The organism is Micromonospora sp. NPDC047467 (assembly GCF_040643095.1).
Lineage (GTDB): Bacteria > Actinomycetota > Actinomycetes > Mycobacteriales > Micromonosporaceae > Micromonospora.
In genome coordinates, this window is record NZ_JBEYTO010000002.1 from 687,213 (window position 1) to 702,321 (window position 15,109).

At 68.4% G+C, this 15,109-nt stretch carries 17 protein-coding genes and 1 tRNA gene; 9 read left to right on the forward strand and 9 right to left on the reverse strand.

What is annotated here, in order from left to right; translation table 11 throughout:
• Positions 1-10 precede the first annotated feature (10 nt).
• Genes ABZ780_RS07350 through ABZ780_RS07360 form a run of 3 tightly spaced genes read left to right on the forward strand, consistent with a single transcriptional unit; the run spans position 11 to position 2,338 of the window.
• Positions 11-1,270, forward strand: coding sequence for a SidA/IucD/PvdA family monooxygenase (locus ABZ780_RS07350; protein WP_357484991.1), 1,260 nt, complete (start codon positions 11-13; stop codon positions 1,268-1,270).
• Between the two features lie 5 nt (positions 1,271-1,275).
• Positions 1,276-1,656, forward strand: a complete 381-nt coding sequence (locus ABZ780_RS07355) for a hypothetical protein (RefSeq protein WP_357004726.1) — start codon at positions 1,276-1,278, stop codon at positions 1,654-1,656.
• Positions 1,649-2,338, forward strand: coding sequence for a LysE family translocator (locus ABZ780_RS07360; RefSeq protein ID WP_357484994.1), 690 nt, complete (start codon positions 1,649-1,651; stop codon positions 2,336-2,338). The genes ABZ780_RS07355 and ABZ780_RS07360 overlap by 8 nt, the downstream gene beginning before the upstream one ends.
• A 133-nt stretch (positions 2,339-2,471) precedes the next feature.
• On the opposite strand, the gene ABZ780_RS07365 is transcribed toward ABZ780_RS07360, so the two are convergent.
• From ABZ780_RS07365 to ABZ780_RS07380, 4 genes are all read right to left on the reverse strand, one after another.
• Complete coding sequence (locus ABZ780_RS07365; protein WP_357484996.1) at positions 2,472-3,128, reverse strand: NAD(P)-binding domain-containing protein; 657 nt, start codon at positions 3,126-3,128, stop codon at positions 2,472-2,474.
• A gap of 376 nt (positions 3,129-3,504) precedes the next feature.
• Positions 3,505-3,882, reverse strand: coding sequence for a hypothetical protein (locus ABZ780_RS07370; RefSeq protein ID WP_357484999.1), 378 nt, complete (start codon positions 3,880-3,882; stop codon positions 3,505-3,507).
• Positions 3,883-4,048: 166 nt separating this feature from the next.
• Positions 4,049-4,492 (reverse strand): hypothetical protein, encoded by a 444-nt coding sequence (locus ABZ780_RS07375; protein WP_357485002.1) that lies wholly within the window; start codon positions 4,490-4,492, stop codon positions 4,049-4,051.
• Positions 4,493-4,605: 113 nt separating this feature from the next.
• Positions 4,606-4,872, reverse strand: a complete 267-nt coding sequence (locus tag ABZ780_RS07380) for a hypothetical protein (RefSeq protein WP_357004741.1) — start codon at positions 4,870-4,872, stop codon at positions 4,606-4,608.
• 326 nt (positions 4,873-5,198) lie between these two features.
• Here ABZ780_RS07380 and ABZ780_RS07385 point away from each other — a divergent pair, with 326 nt between their 5' ends.
• Positions 5,199-6,593 (forward strand): glycoside hydrolase family 6 protein, encoded by a 1,395-nt coding sequence (locus tag ABZ780_RS07385; RefSeq protein WP_357485004.1) that lies wholly within the window; start codon positions 5,199-5,201, stop codon positions 6,591-6,593.
• A gap of 453 nt (positions 6,594-7,046) precedes the next feature.
• Here the strand turns inward: ABZ780_RS07385 and ABZ780_RS07390 are convergent, their stop codons facing one another.
• Positions 7,047-7,901 carry an aldo/keto reductase gene (locus tag ABZ780_RS07390; RefSeq protein ID WP_357004747.1) on the reverse strand — a complete coding sequence of 285 codons (855 nt, stop codon included), beginning with the start codon at positions 7,899-7,901 and terminating at the stop codon, positions 7,047-7,049.
• A 109-nt stretch (positions 7,902-8,010) separates the two neighbouring features.
• Complete coding sequence (locus ABZ780_RS07395; RefSeq protein ID WP_357004749.1) at positions 8,011-8,889, reverse strand: helix-turn-helix transcriptional regulator; 879 nt, start codon at positions 8,887-8,889, stop codon at positions 8,011-8,013.
• Between the two features lie 119 nt (positions 8,890-9,008).
• On the opposite strand from ABZ780_RS07395, the gene ABZ780_RS07400 reads away from it, so the two are divergent.
• The 5 genes from ABZ780_RS07400 to ABZ780_RS07420 all read left to right on the forward strand — a co-directional run bounded on the left by ABZ780_RS07400 (position 9,009) and on the right by ABZ780_RS07420 (position 12,666).
• Positions 9,009-9,215 (forward strand): hypothetical protein, encoded by a 207-nt coding sequence (locus ABZ780_RS07400; RefSeq protein WP_357485007.1) that lies wholly within the window; start codon positions 9,009-9,011, stop codon positions 9,213-9,215.
• Between the two features lie 199 nt (positions 9,216-9,414).
• Positions 9,415-9,487 (forward strand) — tRNA-Arg (locus ABZ780_RS07405).
• Between the two features lie 537 nt (positions 9,488-10,024).
• Positions 10,025-10,435 carry a hypothetical protein gene (locus ABZ780_RS07410; protein ID WP_357485009.1) on the forward strand — a complete coding sequence of 137 codons (411 nt, stop codon included), beginning with the start codon at positions 10,025-10,027 and terminating at the stop codon, positions 10,433-10,435.
• 378 nt (positions 10,436-10,813) lie between these two features.
• The gene (locus ABZ780_RS07415) at positions 10,814-11,716 is read left to right on the forward strand and encodes a hypothetical protein (RefSeq protein WP_357485012.1); all 903 of its coding nucleotides are present in this window, start codon (positions 10,814-10,816) and stop codon (positions 11,714-11,716) included.
• 98 nt (positions 11,717-11,814) lie between these two features.
• The gene (locus ABZ780_RS07420; protein ID WP_357485014.1) at positions 11,815-12,666 is read left to right on the forward strand and encodes a maleylpyruvate isomerase N-terminal domain-containing protein; all 852 of its coding nucleotides are present in this window, start codon (positions 11,815-11,817) and stop codon (positions 12,664-12,666) included.
• A gap of 81 nt (positions 12,667-12,747) precedes the next feature.
• On the opposite strand, the gene ABZ780_RS07425 is transcribed toward ABZ780_RS07420, so the two are convergent.
• The 3 genes from ABZ780_RS07425 to ABZ780_RS07435 form a co-directional block, all read right to left on the reverse strand.
• Complete coding sequence (locus tag ABZ780_RS07425; protein WP_357485017.1) at positions 12,748-13,515, reverse strand: hypothetical protein; 768 nt, start codon at positions 13,513-13,515, stop codon at positions 12,748-12,750.
• Between the two features lie 304 nt (positions 13,516-13,819).
• A complete protein-coding gene (locus tag ABZ780_RS07430) occupies positions 13,820-14,419 on the reverse strand; it encodes an ATP-dependent Clp protease proteolytic subunit (RefSeq protein WP_357485020.1) in 600 nt (199 codons plus the stop codon).
• 134 nt (positions 14,420-14,553) lie between these two features.
• Positions 14,554-15,051 (reverse strand): helix-turn-helix transcriptional regulator, encoded by a 498-nt coding sequence (locus ABZ780_RS07435; protein WP_357009522.1) that lies wholly within the window; start codon positions 15,049-15,051, stop codon positions 14,554-14,556.
• Positions 15,052-15,109 lie beyond the last annotated feature (58 nt).

Here is a 15,109-nt window from a genome sequence, read left to right on the forward strand (position 1 = left end):
GAGGCAGAAGATGACGCAGACATATCACGCAGTGGGTATTGGCGCCGGGCCAGCCAACCTGAGCCTCGCGGCCATGTACGACGTCCTCGCGCCACACCAGATCGCCCTGTTCGAGGCGCGTGACCAGCCGGGGTGGCACGACGGGATGCTGCACGGCGGCGTACGGATGCAGACCGGCTGGGTCAAGGACCTGGTCTCGCTGTACGACCCGACCCATCCGCTGTCGTTCCTCAACTACCTGGTCACCACGGGCCGGGTCTACGCCCTGCTGGGTGCGGGCTTCGACACGATCCCACGGGTGGAGTACCAGCAGTACCTGGTGTGGGCTGCGAGCCGGTTGCCGCACATCACCTACGGCACCCGGGTCGACCGCGTCGAGTTCGACGGCTCGCTGGTGAGCCGCAGCGGCGGGGAGGCCGTCGCCCGCTCCCAGCACCTGGTGGTGGGCACCGGGACCACGGCCTACGTGCCGGAGTTCCTGGGTGCCCTCGCTCCGCGGCACCTCTTCATCGCCGACGAGCTGCACCAGCGCCTCGCCACCGTGCCCGACGAGCCGGACCAGCCCTGGATCGTGATCGGCAGCGGCCAGACCAGCGCCGAGTGCGTCGCGGCGCTGCTCAGCCGGGGGTGCCGCAACATCAAGTGGATCGGCCGCCGGTCGTGGTTCGCGCCGTTGGAGGACTCCCCGTCCGCCAACGATCTGTACCGGCCCGCCTACCAGGAGGCGTTTCTCAACCTCTCCCGGGACGTACGCGAACGCCTTGTCTCCGGTCAGATCCTCACCAGCGACGGCATCTCGCCCGGCACGTTGCGCGGCATCTACCAGCACAACTACGAGGAGCGGCTGCGGGCTGGGCGGTTCCCGGTCACGATCATGCCGAGCCGTACCGTGATCGGTGCCCGACAGTTGGACGGGGAAGTCGAGCTGGAGTGCCTCACGGCTGGTAGCGGCGAGGAGCGGCACCGGGCGACGAACCTGATCGTCGCGGCGGGACGACGGCTCGCACCGCTCCCCTTCGACCCGGAGTTGTCGGCGTTGGTCGACGTCGACGAGCGCGGCGAACCGATCATCGAGTCGGACTACTCGATCCGGTGGAAGCACGCCGACGACCACAAGATCTTCGTGCTGAACCGGGGGCGGTACGTGCAAGGGCTGGTCGACTCCAACCTGAGCATCCTGCCGATCCGCAGCGCGATGATCCTCAACTCGATCGCCGGCCGCGTCGTCTGCCCGTTCCGCGACGACTACCTCAGCACCCAGTGGGCGTGAGCGCGATGACCACATTCGACTACGACGACAAGATCTTCGTTTCCGTGGACCACTGCGATCCCGATGCCGCACCGCTGAGCGGGCACTACCACCAGCGGGGCGACCTCGTGTGGGCGGAGATCACCGGCGGCGCCGTGCGACGCGGCTCGCTGGCCGGGACCTGCGACGCCGAGGGCGTGGTGCGGTTCGCGTACATGGAGGTGCTCACCGACGGTGCCATCGTGGTCGGCGAGTGTGTCTCCCGTCCCGAGCGGCTGCCGGACGGACGGATCCGGCTGCGCGAGGAGTGGCGCCGACACGGCCCACGGCCGGACAGCGGCGTGTCCGTCATCGAGGAGGTCGCACCAGCCTTCGCCGCTCAGAGAAAGAACCCGCAGCATGTCTGACATCCAGATCGTCGCCTTCGTCGCCGCCAGCCTCCTGATCATCATCGTCCCGGGGGTGGACTTCGCGCTTGTCACCAGGCAGACCGTCCGGTATGGCCGGCAGGCGGGTTTCGTGGTGCTGGCCGGGCTCGTCGTGGCAGCCCTGGTGCACGCCTCGCTCGCCACGGCCGGTCTGTCCGCCTTGCTGCTCTCCTCGCCGGTGCTCTACACGGTGCTGCGCATCGCCGGCGCCCTCTACCTGGTCTACCTGGGCGGCACAATCCTCTGGGCCACCCGGCCACGGCGGGTGGTCCCGGCCGAGCAACCGGTCACGGTCGGCGCGGGGTCGGGCGGCAACGGCACGAGTACGACAGTCGTGGAGCCCCCTGCGGACGAGGAACCGCACGTGGCGCGGCGGTCGTTCATCATGGGGATCACCAGCCAACTGCTGAACGTCAAGGTGGTCATCTTCTACGTGTCGTTCGTGCCGCAGTTCGTCAAGCCCGGTGACGGGGCGGCAGCCCGCACGGCAGTACTGGCCGCGACGTTCATCGGCCTCGCGGTGCTCTGGTGGGCCTGCTACATCCTGCTCATCGACCGGCTGCACCCCTGGTTGACCCGCCCGTCAGTGCTCAAGGTGATCGAGCGGCTGACCGGCGTGATCCTGATCATCCTCGCGATCCGGATCGCCGTCGGCTCCTGAGCGCGTCCGTGGCGGTCCGCCGCGCGTGAACGTGCGTCGTCGGCCTTCGCCGTGGTGGCCGCCGTGGCGGTGGCGGCCGGGGGAGCGGCACCACCGCCACGGCAATGGGTGTGGCCCGGTTGGATGGGAAAGGTCACCTCATGATTACCGGCTTCGCTCTCTTCAGGTTGAGGACCAACTCCTCGCGGCTCTGCCCGGGCACGGAACGGTTCCACATGGGTGTGCTGGGAGCGGAGCGCCACGATTCGCTCAACGGACTGTTGTCGACGGTGTCGAATCCGAACTGGTCGTACAACCGCGTGACAAGTTCAACCGCTTCGGGGTGGTCGCTTGAGACCGCCAGCGCAATCCGGTCGGGAGCGCCTGCGGGTCGTCCCATCCTGAGCAGGCTGGGAGCCTGAATGTGAGTGAATGCCTTGGCGATCTTAGACCTCGGGAGTTGCTCCTGGCGTAGCTCGTGAACGGTCTTCCCGCCGGAGTCGATCACTGGAATATGTCCGTCGCGCCAGATCATGTAGTTGTTGGTGTCCAGCACGATCTTGCCCGCGAGCTCCTCGACAGGTAGGTCAACGACGGTCTTGTACGGAAAGGCGAGGATCGTGAAATCGCCCGCTGCCGCAGCCTCCGACGCATGCGCGGCACGGGCCGCCGGGCCGAGCTCGGCAACAAGACCTTTCAATGTCCCAGGCCCACGCGAGTTGGCGATGACAACCTCATACGCGCTCGCTATCGCCGCACGCGCAATCTGACTGCCCACCTCGCCGGCGCCGACGATCGCAATTGTTGTCACAGGTGCCTCCACACAGGATTTCTCAGCGGTGCTTATCGGCGGTGCGGCTGGAGCAGACCCGTCCATGTTTTGTACCGCTCGGTCGCAAGTCAAATCATAGCAGGTTCTGTACCGATCGGTAGGTGAGTCGGGTCACCTGGGTCTCGCTCGCCGCCGGACCGCTCGTCCGCATCGCGCCTGCTGGACACGGTGGTCGCGGCCGACGCGGAGGACCGGACCACCACCGTCGCGGACGTGACCGACCGCCCGCCCCGGTCGTTCCGGGACTTCTGCCGCGACCGGCTGTCCGGTGGACTCCCGGGCTCGGACGACCTCTCGTCATCGCGGGCCTGGACTCCAAAGGTCTGTCCCGCGCCGGTGGTAGTGCACTGTCACGTCAGCGCTGCCGCCAAACTCGGAACGTCTGCTGAAGCCGCCACGCTCCGTCGGGCTGACGAGCCTCGTTGCGCCAGCGGAACTCGTCGGCCTCGATGTCGGAGAAGGTCCAGCGCAGATCGTCACCGTCGAGCACGATCTCGTCGGCGACGCGGGAGGCCAGGAAAGTGTGCGTCCGACGTCGGCCCGGCCCCACCCAGGTCGAGCGCCAGATCCCCGCACCGGCTGTGGGGTCCGGGAATCGCAGGCTGACGCCGTGCTCGACGCCGGGCAGGATCCAGACATCGGTGGTTGCCGACCCGCCCAACGCATACCCGAAGTGCCACTCGCCTCGACGAACGGTCGAGGCGCACTCGGGGTCGTACTCGGTGCAGTCCAACAACCAGGACCCGGCGAACTACCCGAACAGGCTGAGGTCGACGCCTTCGGCAGGCCCGTCCGCGAGGAAGGCGGCGGCGATGGCAGCGGACGAATCGATCACCATGCCAGAACGATAGTCGTACCGTGACGTCGGCGCGGCGCCCAACAGTCGCTGACGCGGACGATCATAACGACTCACCGTCACGGCGAACGGCAGCCAGCGCTCCGGCGATCGCGGTTCCGAATCCGATGGCCATCAGTGGCATCCCCAACCCGAAGGGCAGCTCACCGACCCAGTCGATGCCGGTGCGCTCCGGCAGCATGCCCAGGCTCACCGCGACCACGGCACCGGCGAGGAACATCCCGGCCACCGTCGCGCCGGCCGCGAACAGGGCGAGCCCCACCGACCGGCCGGCCCAGAGGCTGGCACCGATGGCGATCACGAGGAGCACCACGACCCACCAGGTCCAGCTGCCCTCCGTCTCCAGGTAGGCCCAGCCCGAGTACCACCACTGACGGCGGCGGCTGCCACGGAACCACGGGGACAGGTAGCCGAACAGTGCGGTAGCGGTGCCGATCAGGAGCAGCACATTGGGTTTCGGGCGGTACCAGCGAGAGGTGTCGTCCATGGTCCAGGAAACTAACAGCCCTGATCGACGGCGCAGGTCGGCGATCGTCGCCCTACCCGCTGTGCCCGGCGTCCCGTGGGACGCCGGGCACGTGCGTGTCCGCGAACTGTCGATCAGGCCCGGCGGACCTGGAGCACCGCCACGCGGGCGTCATGGCCGTCGACGTGCATGGGGATGACCTTGCGTTTGCGGAGCTGGATCTGCACCCCGTTGGTGCCCTGGAGCCAGCCGATCTGGTCGATGCCGGTGGCGAAGGCGCGCGTCTCCTTCGCCGGGAAGAGCTTCGGCATCGGGTCGCGGTTGGTGTCACCGGTCCAGATCACCGGGTAACCACGGGCGTTCCAGCTGGCGATCGGGTCGTGGAGGACGTCGAAGTCCAACCTGGTGTTGCTCGGCCGCGCCGCGCGTGCGGACCGCCTGGGCCGGTGCCGCACTGGCCCCGTATGCCGCATGGCCCCTCTTCGCCACCGTGCTCAACGGCACCATCGTGGGCCGCGACAGAGGCAGGTGAGCCGGCTGCCGGACGGCAATCCGCCGGCCCCGGCGCGAGCGCCACGTCGCGCTCGGCGCGAGCCATGACATCAACGACCGTCGCTTCCGCGTCGACGTAACCGCACACCTTGGCAGCGGGGCGCGCCTCCGCTACCGTCCATGGAAACGCTCCCATGAACTTGGATACATCAATGTGATCAGGAGGAAACACGTCGTGGCTACCCTGTCCTCGCTACGCCGCAGATCGGTGGCCGCCAGCGTGGCTGCCGTCGCGGGCGTCGCCGCCGTCGGCATCGGCCTCACCGTCGGCAGCGCCTCCGCCGGCACGCTGTCCGGATCGCTCTACCGCGACCCGAATTCGGCTGTCGTCCGCTGGGTCGCCGCCAACCCCGGCGACTCCCGTACCGCCGTCATCCGAGACAAGATCGCGAGTCAGCCGCAGGCCCGCTGGTTCGCCAACTTCAACCCGTCGACTGTGCAGTCCGAGGTCTCCGGGTTCATCGGTGCCGCCAACGCGGCGCAGCAGATCCCGGTGCTGGCGGTGTACGAGATCACCAACCGGGACTGCGGCGGGGCGAGCGCCGGTGGGGCGCCGGACCTCAACCAGTACCAGACGTGGGTGACCAACTTCTCCCGCGGACTGGGCAACCAGACGGTCATCATCATCCTGGAGACCGACTCGCTCGCCCTGCTGACCTGCCTGAGCAGCGCTGAGATCAACGCGCGCAACCAGGCGATCTCGACGGCCACCCGGACCATCAAGTCGGGCAACCCCAACGCCAAGGTGTACCTCGACGGCGGCCACTCCACCTGGAACAGCGCGGGTGAGACGGCCAACCGGCTCCGCGCGGCCGGCGTGCAGTACGCCGACGGCTTCTTCACCAACGTGTCGAACTACAACTCCACCTCCGGCGAGGCGAACTTCGGCCGGGCGGTCATCTCCGCCCTCAACGGCATGGGCATCTCGGGCAAGCGCCAGGTCATCGACACCAGCCGCAACGGGGGTGCCAGCGGGGACTGGTGCGGCGACGACAACACCGACCGGCGCATCGGGCAGTATCCGACGACCAACACCGGCGACAGCAACATCGACGCGTACCTCTGGGTAAAGCCGCCGGGGGAGGCCGACGGCTGCCGCTACACGGCCGGTTCGTTCCAGCCCGACCTGGCCTTCAGCCTGGCCAACGGCGCGCCCAACCCGCCCCCGACGACCGCGCCGCCGACCACGGCGCCCCCCACCACGGCTCCCCCCACCACGGCCCCGCCGACGACCGCCCCGCCGACCACGGCACCCCCCACCACGCCGCCGCCGACGGGTAACGGCTGCTCCGCGTCGGTGGCGCTCAACCAGTGGTCCGGCGGCTTCACCGCGAGCGTGAACGTCACCGCCGGCTCTGCGAGCATCAACGGCTGGACCGTGACCATCGTGCTGCCCGGCGGTGCCGCGGTCACCAGCACCTGGAACGCCCAGGCAAGCGGCACCAGTGGGACCGTCCGGTTCACCAACGTGAGCTACAACGGACAGGTCGGCGCCGGGCAGACGACCAACTTCGGCTTCCAGGGCACCGGCACCGGCACCGGCGCGACGGCCACCTGCGCGGCCGGCTGACCCCACCAGATACCGCGGCCCGGCGCGAGGACCACTCCTCGCGCCGGGCCCGTTCTGCGGTACGGGCCGGACCGGCCGGCGGCAGAATGACGGGCGAGCGGACGTCACCGTAGGGCGGCCAGGACGACGGCCGCGACGGCCAACCCGAAGTCCCTGATCGGGAACCCTGCGTCACGCCAAGTCCCCGCGGGTGTGCCGGGAGCGGAGTGCCACGACTCGCTTTGGCGTGATCCGGGCCCACGACGACAATTGCTCCGTGGGCGCGGCCCCGTCACGGCCGGAAGGGAAGCCTTGCGTGCCTCGGGCGCATCTATAGCGCGGAAGCTGTCCGGGTACCGCGGCAACGCGAACCTGCGTTCGAACGCCGTGCGGAGGGCTGGCCGCTGCCGTTGAGCACGGCCAGCAGGAGGTGCTCGACGTGAGGCCTCTGACGGGCTACCCCCGTAGCTGCGATCAGGTGAGCTTCATGTTGTTGATGGAGTCGACGGTGTCGGCGTCGCGGTGGTCGAAGGCCGGTCCGGTCCTGCCGTCGAGGGTCGCGATACGCGCCATGTCGGCGTCGGTGAGTTCGAAGTCGAAGACGGCGAGATTCTCGCGGATGCGCTGGGGCTTGGTGGACTTCACGACCGCCGGCACCTGGCGCTGCATCAGCCAGCGGAGCACGATCTGAGCTGCGGACTTGTCGTGCGCGCTGGCCAGTTCGGTGAGCACCGGGTCCTGGAGCAGGTGGTGCTGCCCCTGCGCCAGCGGACCCCAGGCTTCGATCTGCACGGTGCGCTTGCGCATGGCCTGCTCGTCAGCGATGCGCTGGGAGTACGGGTGCGTCTCGACCTGGTCGATGGCCGGGAGGATCTCGTTGTGCGCGATGAGGTCGGTTAGCCGGTCGGGGTGAAAGTTGGAGACGCCGATGGCGCGTACCGTGCCCTGGTGATAGGCGGTTTCCAGCGCGCGCCAGGTGCCGTAGTAGTCGCCGTAGGGCGTGTGGATCAGGCACAGGTCGAGCTGGTCGAGGCCGAGCTTGCGCAGCGACGTTTCGAACGCGCGCTTGGCGGGTTCGTCGCCGGCGTCCTGGATCCAGATCTTGGTCGTGATGAACAGCTCGTCGCGCGGGATGCCACTGGCGGCGATCGCGCGCCCCACGGCTTCTTCGTTCTGGTAGGCCGCCGCGGTGTCGATCGAGCGGTAGCCGGCCTCGAGCGCTTCGAGGGCAGCTCGCTCGGTGTCCTCCGGCGGAATCTGGAAGACGCCGAAGCCGAGCAGAGGCATCTCGACGCCGTTGTTCAGGGTGATGGTGGGGACCTTGCTCATGATCGTGCTCCTCGTGATCTGTCGTGGTCGTTCCTGCCCTTCTAGGAAAGCCCGGGATCCGGCTCGGGTGAGAGTCCCTGACATGGGAGGTACCGGCAGGGACCCCCGGTCAGCTTTCGGCCAGGGAGCCGTCCGCCGTGCCGGTGACGGTCGCGGCCCAGCTGGCCAGCAACGTCAGAGCATCAGCGGCGGCGCTGCCTGGCTCGGCGTTGTAGACCGACAGCTGCAGGCCGCTGTCGTCCGGTAGGGGCAGCGCTTCGAAGTCGAGGGTGAGCTCGCCGACGACCGGGTGCCGGAAGCGTTTGCTGCCGTCGCGGAAGGCGTACACGTCGTGCGAGCCCCACAACACCCGGAACGTGTCGCTACGGGTCGACAACTCACCGATCAAATTCGACAGCTGGCGGTCGTACGGAAACTTGGCCACCTCGGCCCGGAAGTGCCCGACGGTGCTACGGGCGATGCGGTCGTAGTCGACGAAGAAGTGCCGGGCAGCCGGGTTCAGGAACGCGAACCGGGCCATGTTCTCGTCGCAAGCGGGGTCGGCGTACAGGTCGGTCAACAGGCTGCGGCCGAGCGAGTTGGCCGCCAGCACATCAAGACGATTGTTATTCACGTACGCCGGCATGCTGGGCATGCCCTCGATCATCCGCGCCACCGACGGCCGCACCGCCGGGGCCACGGCTCGCTTGCTCGCCCGGGATCGCGGGGTAGCCGCTGTACGCGCCAAATGATGCAGGTGGGCCTGTTCGATCTCGTCCAGTTGCAGCGCCCGGGCCAGCGAGTCCAGGACGCTCTCGGAGACACCGCCCAAGTTGCCACGCTCAAGCCGGGTGTAGTACTCGGCGCTCACCCCGGCCAGCTGGGCGACCTCGCTGCGACGCAGCCCCGGTACCCGCCGCTCGCCGTAGGACTGCACGCCCGCCTGCTCCGGCGTGATCTTGTCTCGGCGCGACTTGAGGAAAGCGCTGGCTTCCGCCCGGTTATCCATAATCCCAGCGTAGGCACCTCGCCCACCGGCTGAGGGTCCCTGCTGGTACCCCCCACACCGCGAAGCAGCAACCAAACCTCGGGTCAATGCGCAACCGCGGCCTACGCCGGGTGTTCAGCATGTCCAGCTTCGCCGCCCTGTCCCACTGCCCACGATCACGCGCCTACTACGACAAGAAGAGAGTCGAAGGAAAGACTCACCGCCAAGCCATCGCCGCCCTGTCCAGACAACGCCTCAACGTCCTCTGGGCCTGCATTCGCGCCAAGACCCCCTACCAGACCAAACAACCAAGTTCGGCAGAATTGGCGCTGTGCGAACTCGCGTAGAGACTCCTCCAGCGGATGCCAACCGGGGTGAACCGGTGCCAACGCGGGTCACCGCGGCGAACCCCGGTCGCAAACCGGGGTTCGTGTGCTCCGGGTGTGCTCCTGGGCTGGGCGAACACGGGTCCGGGTGACGTGGGTGAACGTGGGCCACTCCCTGCCACCCCAGGTGAACGCCCAGGTCGCTAGACTGGGCCCTCGCGCCCCCGTAGCTCAGGGGATAGAGCATCGGTTTCCTAAACCGTGTGTCGCAGGTTCGAATCCTGCCGGGGGCACCTCGATACACAGCCGAAACGCCATCTGAGCTGGCAATACGCGCGCTGCTCGATTCGAACAGGTGCGCAAAGTGCAGGCAGGCGAAGAACGCGACCAGGCGCTCACCACGTTTCGCCTTTCGTCCCCGCTGGCCGACGTAGGTAACAGCGATCAGCAGTTCCAGCGTCCTGATACCGATCTGTCACGCAGGTCCCGAGACCGGACAGGCGGCTGCCGGCGTGTCTAGTCCCACCACATGCTTGACACTTCCGTCCCAGCAGATGCTGCGCGGCTGGTCTAGACATCCAGCCCGCGATCGATACTGTTGGTGACCATTGAGTTCTGGTGGCCGCCGATGGCGGCTCAGCCCCTCCCCGCCGACCGACGGAGTCGCCCGATGTGTCGTTCAGGCGAACGACCTTCGACATGAGCTGCGGAGGTAACTGGTAATGGCTCGACGGCGGTGGGTGCTCTGGGCTGCGGCAGTGGCCCTGCTCGCTGGTTGCAGCTCGGAGGTGAACAACCCGCACGAGGGCGCACTACCCAAGGGAGAAAGCTTGGGCGAGATGCGCCAGCAGGCGGGCGAGGCCCTGGCCCGCTATGACCAGGCTGTCATCAGTGCTGGTGGTTCAGCCACCGTCAGCGTGACACCGCCGCCATGGGATTCACCACCTGGCATCTCTATCGAATCAGCGACCGGCACCAGGGCTGGTACTCGATTGGCTGTCACCTTCACTGGCACTCCGGGACCGGCAACCGAACGTTGCGGTGCGGACTACCACGCCGAGGCCGTCGAATCGGCTAACGCGGTCGTCGTCATCGTCATCGCGCAGCCCCACGCCACCAACGAGGTTTGCACGCTTGCGGGCTACGCGCGGACAGCCACTCTGAATCTGGCTCAACCGCTGGGCCAGCGGGTAGTCCTTGAAGCGCGGCAAGGGCAGCCGGTTCCGCTGACTGCGGAGTGAACACAGCGCAACTGCCGGCAATGACGTTGTCAAGCGTCCGGTGGGACGCGGGTGTCAAGCATGTCCCGTGACGGGACAAGCCGGTTGCCGGCAATGTTGTGCTGCTCGCGGTGGTGGCCGGTGCCTACCGCTCGGCAGTGGCGCGGGCGATCAGGGGAGGCCCGTGGTCGGGCCATGGCGGCCTCCGTGGACAAGTCGAGCGAGGTTGCCCCAGACCACATGAGACCGAAGCCGTGACTCCCTGCCACCGATTGCGCACGTTCGGAGATGCACCCCTGGTGCTCTGAGTGACATCCTCGCCGCGCACAGTCATCGGACGCCAATCGGTCTGGGGAGAGATTGATGACGGATACGCCAACCACAGCCACCCGAAACCTCGTGAGCGTTCCCACCGAAGGGCCACCACCACAGCGCAACGGTGTCATCATCGCGGCCAGCGCGGCGGCCGGGGTTCTGCTGGCGGTGCTGTGGTCGTACGAGTTCGTCGACTCGGTCATCGGTGACAGTGTCGCCAGCGGGCTCCTGGGTCACGACGCGAAGGCGACGGCGATCTCCGGTACCGCCGCGGGCCTGGTGTTCGCGTTCGTGTCGGGCCTCGCCGGCACGTTCACCGCGTGCAACATCGCGATGCTCGCGTCCATCGGGCCGCTCGGCGCGGCCGGCAGCGGCAGCGGTGACCGGCTCCGGTTGCTGCTGCGGCCGGTCGGCTACCTCACCCTGGGAATGGTCGTCGTCGCGGCGGTGTACGGGTTCGTCGGGGTTCTGCTGGGTGACCGGCTGCCGCAGTTGTCGACCGAGACCGCCGGTGGGGTGCCGGTACGCATCATCCAGTCGTCGGTGGTGTTCGGCCTCATCGGGCTGGCCCTCATCTATCTGGGGCTGGCCGCGATCCGGGCGGTGCCGGACGTGTTCGCTGACCGACCTGTCGCACGGGTGGTGACCCTCGGCGCGCTCATCGGCGGGTTCCTCATCGGTCGGCCCTATCCGTTGTTCAACAAGCTCTTCCACTGGGCGGTCGACAGCGGCAACCCGCTGTACGGTTCGGCCGCGTTCGTGCTGCAGTCCCTCGGCAACATCGTCGTGGTCACCGCGCTGTTCGCGCTGCTGATCGTGCTCACCCGGGGCCGTTTCATCGGCTGGCTCACCGCCGACGTGCGGCGCAGCATGGTGCTCAGCGGCGCGCTGCTCATCGCACTGGGCGTGTTCACCGTCGTGTACTGGGATGTCCGGGTGCCCGCCATCTTCGGCTTCGGCTGGTTCCCGACCATGTTCTACAACTGACATCCGCGCGAAAGAGTGCACGTGCGAAGAAGTCGCGGCGGGGCAGATGCTCGATGCTGTTCGATGTGACTGACGTGGCGGATCCAGATCGTTGGAGCTTGGCCAACACGGCACTGCGGGCGGCTGCCGATCGGTTCACCGATCTGGTGGCCGCCGCGCGGTCGCCCCGGGTCATGGTGACCGCCGACTGGACTGTGGCCGACACCGTCGCGCACGTGGTGTCGATCGCGATGCTGTACGTGTCGAGGCTGGAGGGCACCGAGGTCGCCATTCCCGTGCCGGGCCTGGAGGACATGCTGGCCGTCACGAACGTCGACACGGTGGCCGACGTCAACACCCATGTGCTCGCACACTTCACCGAGCGCGACCTGGGGGTCCTGCTGTCGCAGCTGAACACCGCTGTCGACAGCCTGCTGGCCACAACGGCGGATCAACGATCGACGGTGAGCTGGCTGGGCAACGCGCGGGTGACGGTCGGCGGTCTGTTCGCCCATCTGACCAACGAGCTGCTCGTGCACGGTTGGGACATCGCACGGGCGCTGCGCCGGCCGTGGCCGATGCCGGACGACCACGCCGCGCTCTACTGGGACCTGTTCATGTTCGACATGCTGCGCGACACGTACGGGGTGCTGCTCAACACCGAGCTGCCGATGCCCCGCCAGCCCGTGTCGGTGCAGTTCCGATCGCCTTACACGGCGACCACGACGCTGACCCTGGGTGATCGCAGGGTGTGGATCGCGCCGCCCGACGGCCCGATCGACGCGCGCGTGACGTTCCGTCCCGCCCGGTTCAACCTGATGATGTTCGGCCGGATCAGCATCGCGCACGCGGTGCTGCGCCGCGACGTCGTCATCGGCGGGCCGAGGCCGTGGCGGCTGCCCGCGTTCCTCCGGGTCGTGCACATGCCCAACAGCCGGCTCGCGCCGAAACCAGGGCAACGGAGCGCGTGATCGTCGGCGCGGGAGACGCCTGGCCCAGCGACGCGACGGTGCCCTCCGGATTCCTCCGGAGGGCACCGTCGTCCCGGTTGGTCAGAGGAACTTGTACATCTCCTCGGAGGCCGCCTCGGTGTCGCCGGCGGGCGGGGCCTTCACCGAGACCGGCTCGCCGAAGCCGCTCATCTTCATCTCGGTGACGAGGTCACCGACGCTCTTCGTGGCGATGGTGTACGACAGCGCGGTGAGTCGGCCGTCGGCGTCGATGGTCGCCTCGAACGGGATCGCCGCCGGGTCCTTCGCCAGCTTGGCGGTTGACTCGAGGCCCTCGCGCATTCCGCCGTCGGCGCCGGCGGCTTCCGCCGCCTTGCCCAGGTCGGCGACGCCGGTGTAACGGCCGGGGCTCACCTCCTGGGCGGTCACGACGCCGCCGATGATGCCGGTCTGCGCCTTGAGGTCGAACGACTGGCGCATCGAGCTGGTCGGCTTGAGCTTGTTGAGGTCGATCTTCATCCACGGCTTGTCGCCGTCGAGCGAATCCGACTTGATGTAGGCGATGTCGCCGATCAGGCGGGCCTCGATCGGATCCGGGGCGTTTCCGGTGACCTGGATCGCCTTGGCGACGGGGTCCATCTTTCCGCTGAGGGTGATCGCCTGAGGGCCGGCCTTGACGGAGGCGTCCATGGTGACTGTGCCGGTGAGGCTGCGGTCCATGGCCTGTCGGATGGCGGCGACGGGCTCGACCTTGGTCGTCTCGGGCGCGGCGGAGGGCGCGGAACCTCCGGTGTCGCTGGAGGTCGTGCCGCAGCCGGCCACGAGGACGGCGGTGAGGGCAATCGAAAAGGCTGGGATCAGTCGACGCATAGACGTGACCCTAACGGGCCGGTGCCAGCCGATTTTCCCGGGTGTGGAGCTTGCGGCGTCGTGATCCGGGGGAGGGCAGCCGGACAGACCGCGTCTTTCGCATTCGTGCCTGTCCGTGTAACGAGATTGTGCAGAAACGCGCTGCGGTTCGATGACGACCCTATTCCCACCCGTGGGAATAGGGTCGTCTGTATCTGTTGGGCGCGGATCGAGGGGGCCGCGTCCGGCACCGGCGCGGGTTACCTGCGCGGATTTGCGGGTCGCGGTGGCGGCCGGCGGGACCAACGCCGGCCGCCACCGCGGGTCAGAGCGCCGTCAGCTGATCGGCTCGGGTGAGCACCTGGTCGATGAGGCCGTACTCGCGGGCCTGAACGGCCGTGAACCAGCGGTCCCGGTCCCAGTCGCGCTGGATCTCGTCCAGATCTCGTCCACTGTGCTGGGCGATCAACTCCTGCATGGTCCGCTTCACGTGCAGCATGTTCTCCGCCTGGATGGTGATGTCCGAGGCGGTGCCGCCCATCCCGCCGGACGGCTGGTGCATCATGATCCGCGAATGCGGCAGCGCGTACCGCTTGCCGGCCGCGCCCGCGCAGAGCAGGAACTGCCCCATCGAGCCGGCGAACCCGAGCGCCAGCGTGGCCACGTCGTTGCGGACGTAGCGCATCGTGTCGTAGACCGCCATCCCCGCGCTCACCGACCCGCCCGGCGAGTTGATGTAGAGGAAGATGTCCCGGTCCGCGTCCTCGGCGGCGAGCAGCAGGATCTGCGCGCAGATCTGGTTGGCCGACTCCTCGGTCACCTCGTTGCCGAGGAAGATGATCCGCTCCCGCAGCAGCCGCTCGAACACGTGGTCACCGAAGGATGGCTGCCCACCATCCAGCATTCGCACGCCGTACCCGATCATTCGCTGCCGCCTTCCGCCGTGCCGGCGGGCGGCGGGACCGCCCGGTGGACCGGCCCTTCCAGCGTGCGGCGGCCTGCGGTCGTGGCCCAGGGATTCTGCCGCCGGCAGATCCGCCGACGGCAGAACCGCGCGGCCTACGCGGCGGTCAGCCGCCGCGCGCCAGTCTGGGCCGCGGCGTCGCCAGCCCGAACGGAGGTACGCGGAACGGTGCGCAAGCCACCAGCGGAGGCCGACGCGCCGACGCTGAGGGCCGGCTCGTCCGCCCCCGGCCCGTGACACAGGGCGAACCCGCTGATGCGTGGACCCGCCAGCAAGGTGGCGTTGCCGATCTCGCGTCGGGCCGCGTCGACCCGTTCCAGATGGGTCAGCGCGGCGCGCGGCGCGGCCGGGAGGCGGGGCTCGACCCGGCGCATGTCGTCGCGGGCTTCCCCGAGCAGGTCGGCGAGGCTGATGCCGAGCGCTCGACAGATCGCCGCGAGCACCTCCGAGGAGGCCTCCTTTCGGCCCCGCTCGACCTCCGACAGGTAAGGCACCGAGACGTCGGCCGACTCGGCCACCTCGCGCAGCGTGCGGCCCTGACGCTGGCGGTGGCGCCGCAGCACCCCGCCGATCACTCGTCGCAGCAACGACATGCGGGCCTCACTCTCGCGATCGTCGTCGGGGACATCCCCATCATGCCCGTTGCCGGGC

What these genes read in the sequence shown, in the direction of transcription:
- ABZ780_RS07425 (WP_357485017.1), bottom strand. Translation starts at nt 13,515, where the DNA reads ATGCGTCGACTGATCCCAGCCTTTTCGATTGCCCTCACCGCCGTCCTC.
- ABZ780_RS07355 (WP_357004726.1), top strand. Translation starts at nt 1,276, where the DNA reads ATGACCACATTCGACTACGACGACAAGATCTTCGTTTCCGTGGACCAC.
- ABZ780_RS07400 (WP_357485007.1), top strand. Translation starts at nt 9,009, where the DNA reads ATGTCCAGCTTCGCCGCCCTGTCCCACTGCCCACGATCACGCGCCTAC.
- ABZ780_RS07435 (WP_357009522.1), bottom strand. Translation starts at nt 15,051, where the DNA reads ATGTCGTTGCTGCGACGAGTGATCGGCGGGGTGCTGCGGCGCCACCGC.
- ABZ780_RS07395 (WP_357004749.1), bottom strand. Translation starts at nt 8,889, where the DNA reads ATGGATAACCGGGCGGAAGCCAGCGCTTTCCTCAAGTCGCGCCGAGAC.
- ABZ780_RS07390 (WP_357004747.1), bottom strand. Translation starts at nt 7,901, where the DNA reads ATGAGCAAGGTCCCCACCATCACCCTGAACAACGGCGTCGAGATGCCT.
- ABZ780_RS07430 (WP_357485020.1), bottom strand. Translation starts at nt 14,419, where the DNA reads ATGATCGGGTACGGCGTGCGAATGCTGGATGGTGGGCAGCCATCCTTC.
- ABZ780_RS07375 (WP_357485002.1), bottom strand. Translation starts at nt 4,492, where the DNA reads ATGGACGACACCTCTCGCTGGTACCGCCCGAAACCCAATGTGCTGCTC.
- ABZ780_RS07350 (WP_357484991.1), top strand. Translation starts at nt 11, where the DNA reads ATGACGCAGACATATCACGCAGTGGGTATTGGCGCCGGGCCAGCCAAC.
- ABZ780_RS07360 (WP_357484994.1), top strand. Translation starts at nt 1,649, where the DNA reads ATGTCTGACATCCAGATCGTCGCCTTCGTCGCCGCCAGCCTCCTGATC.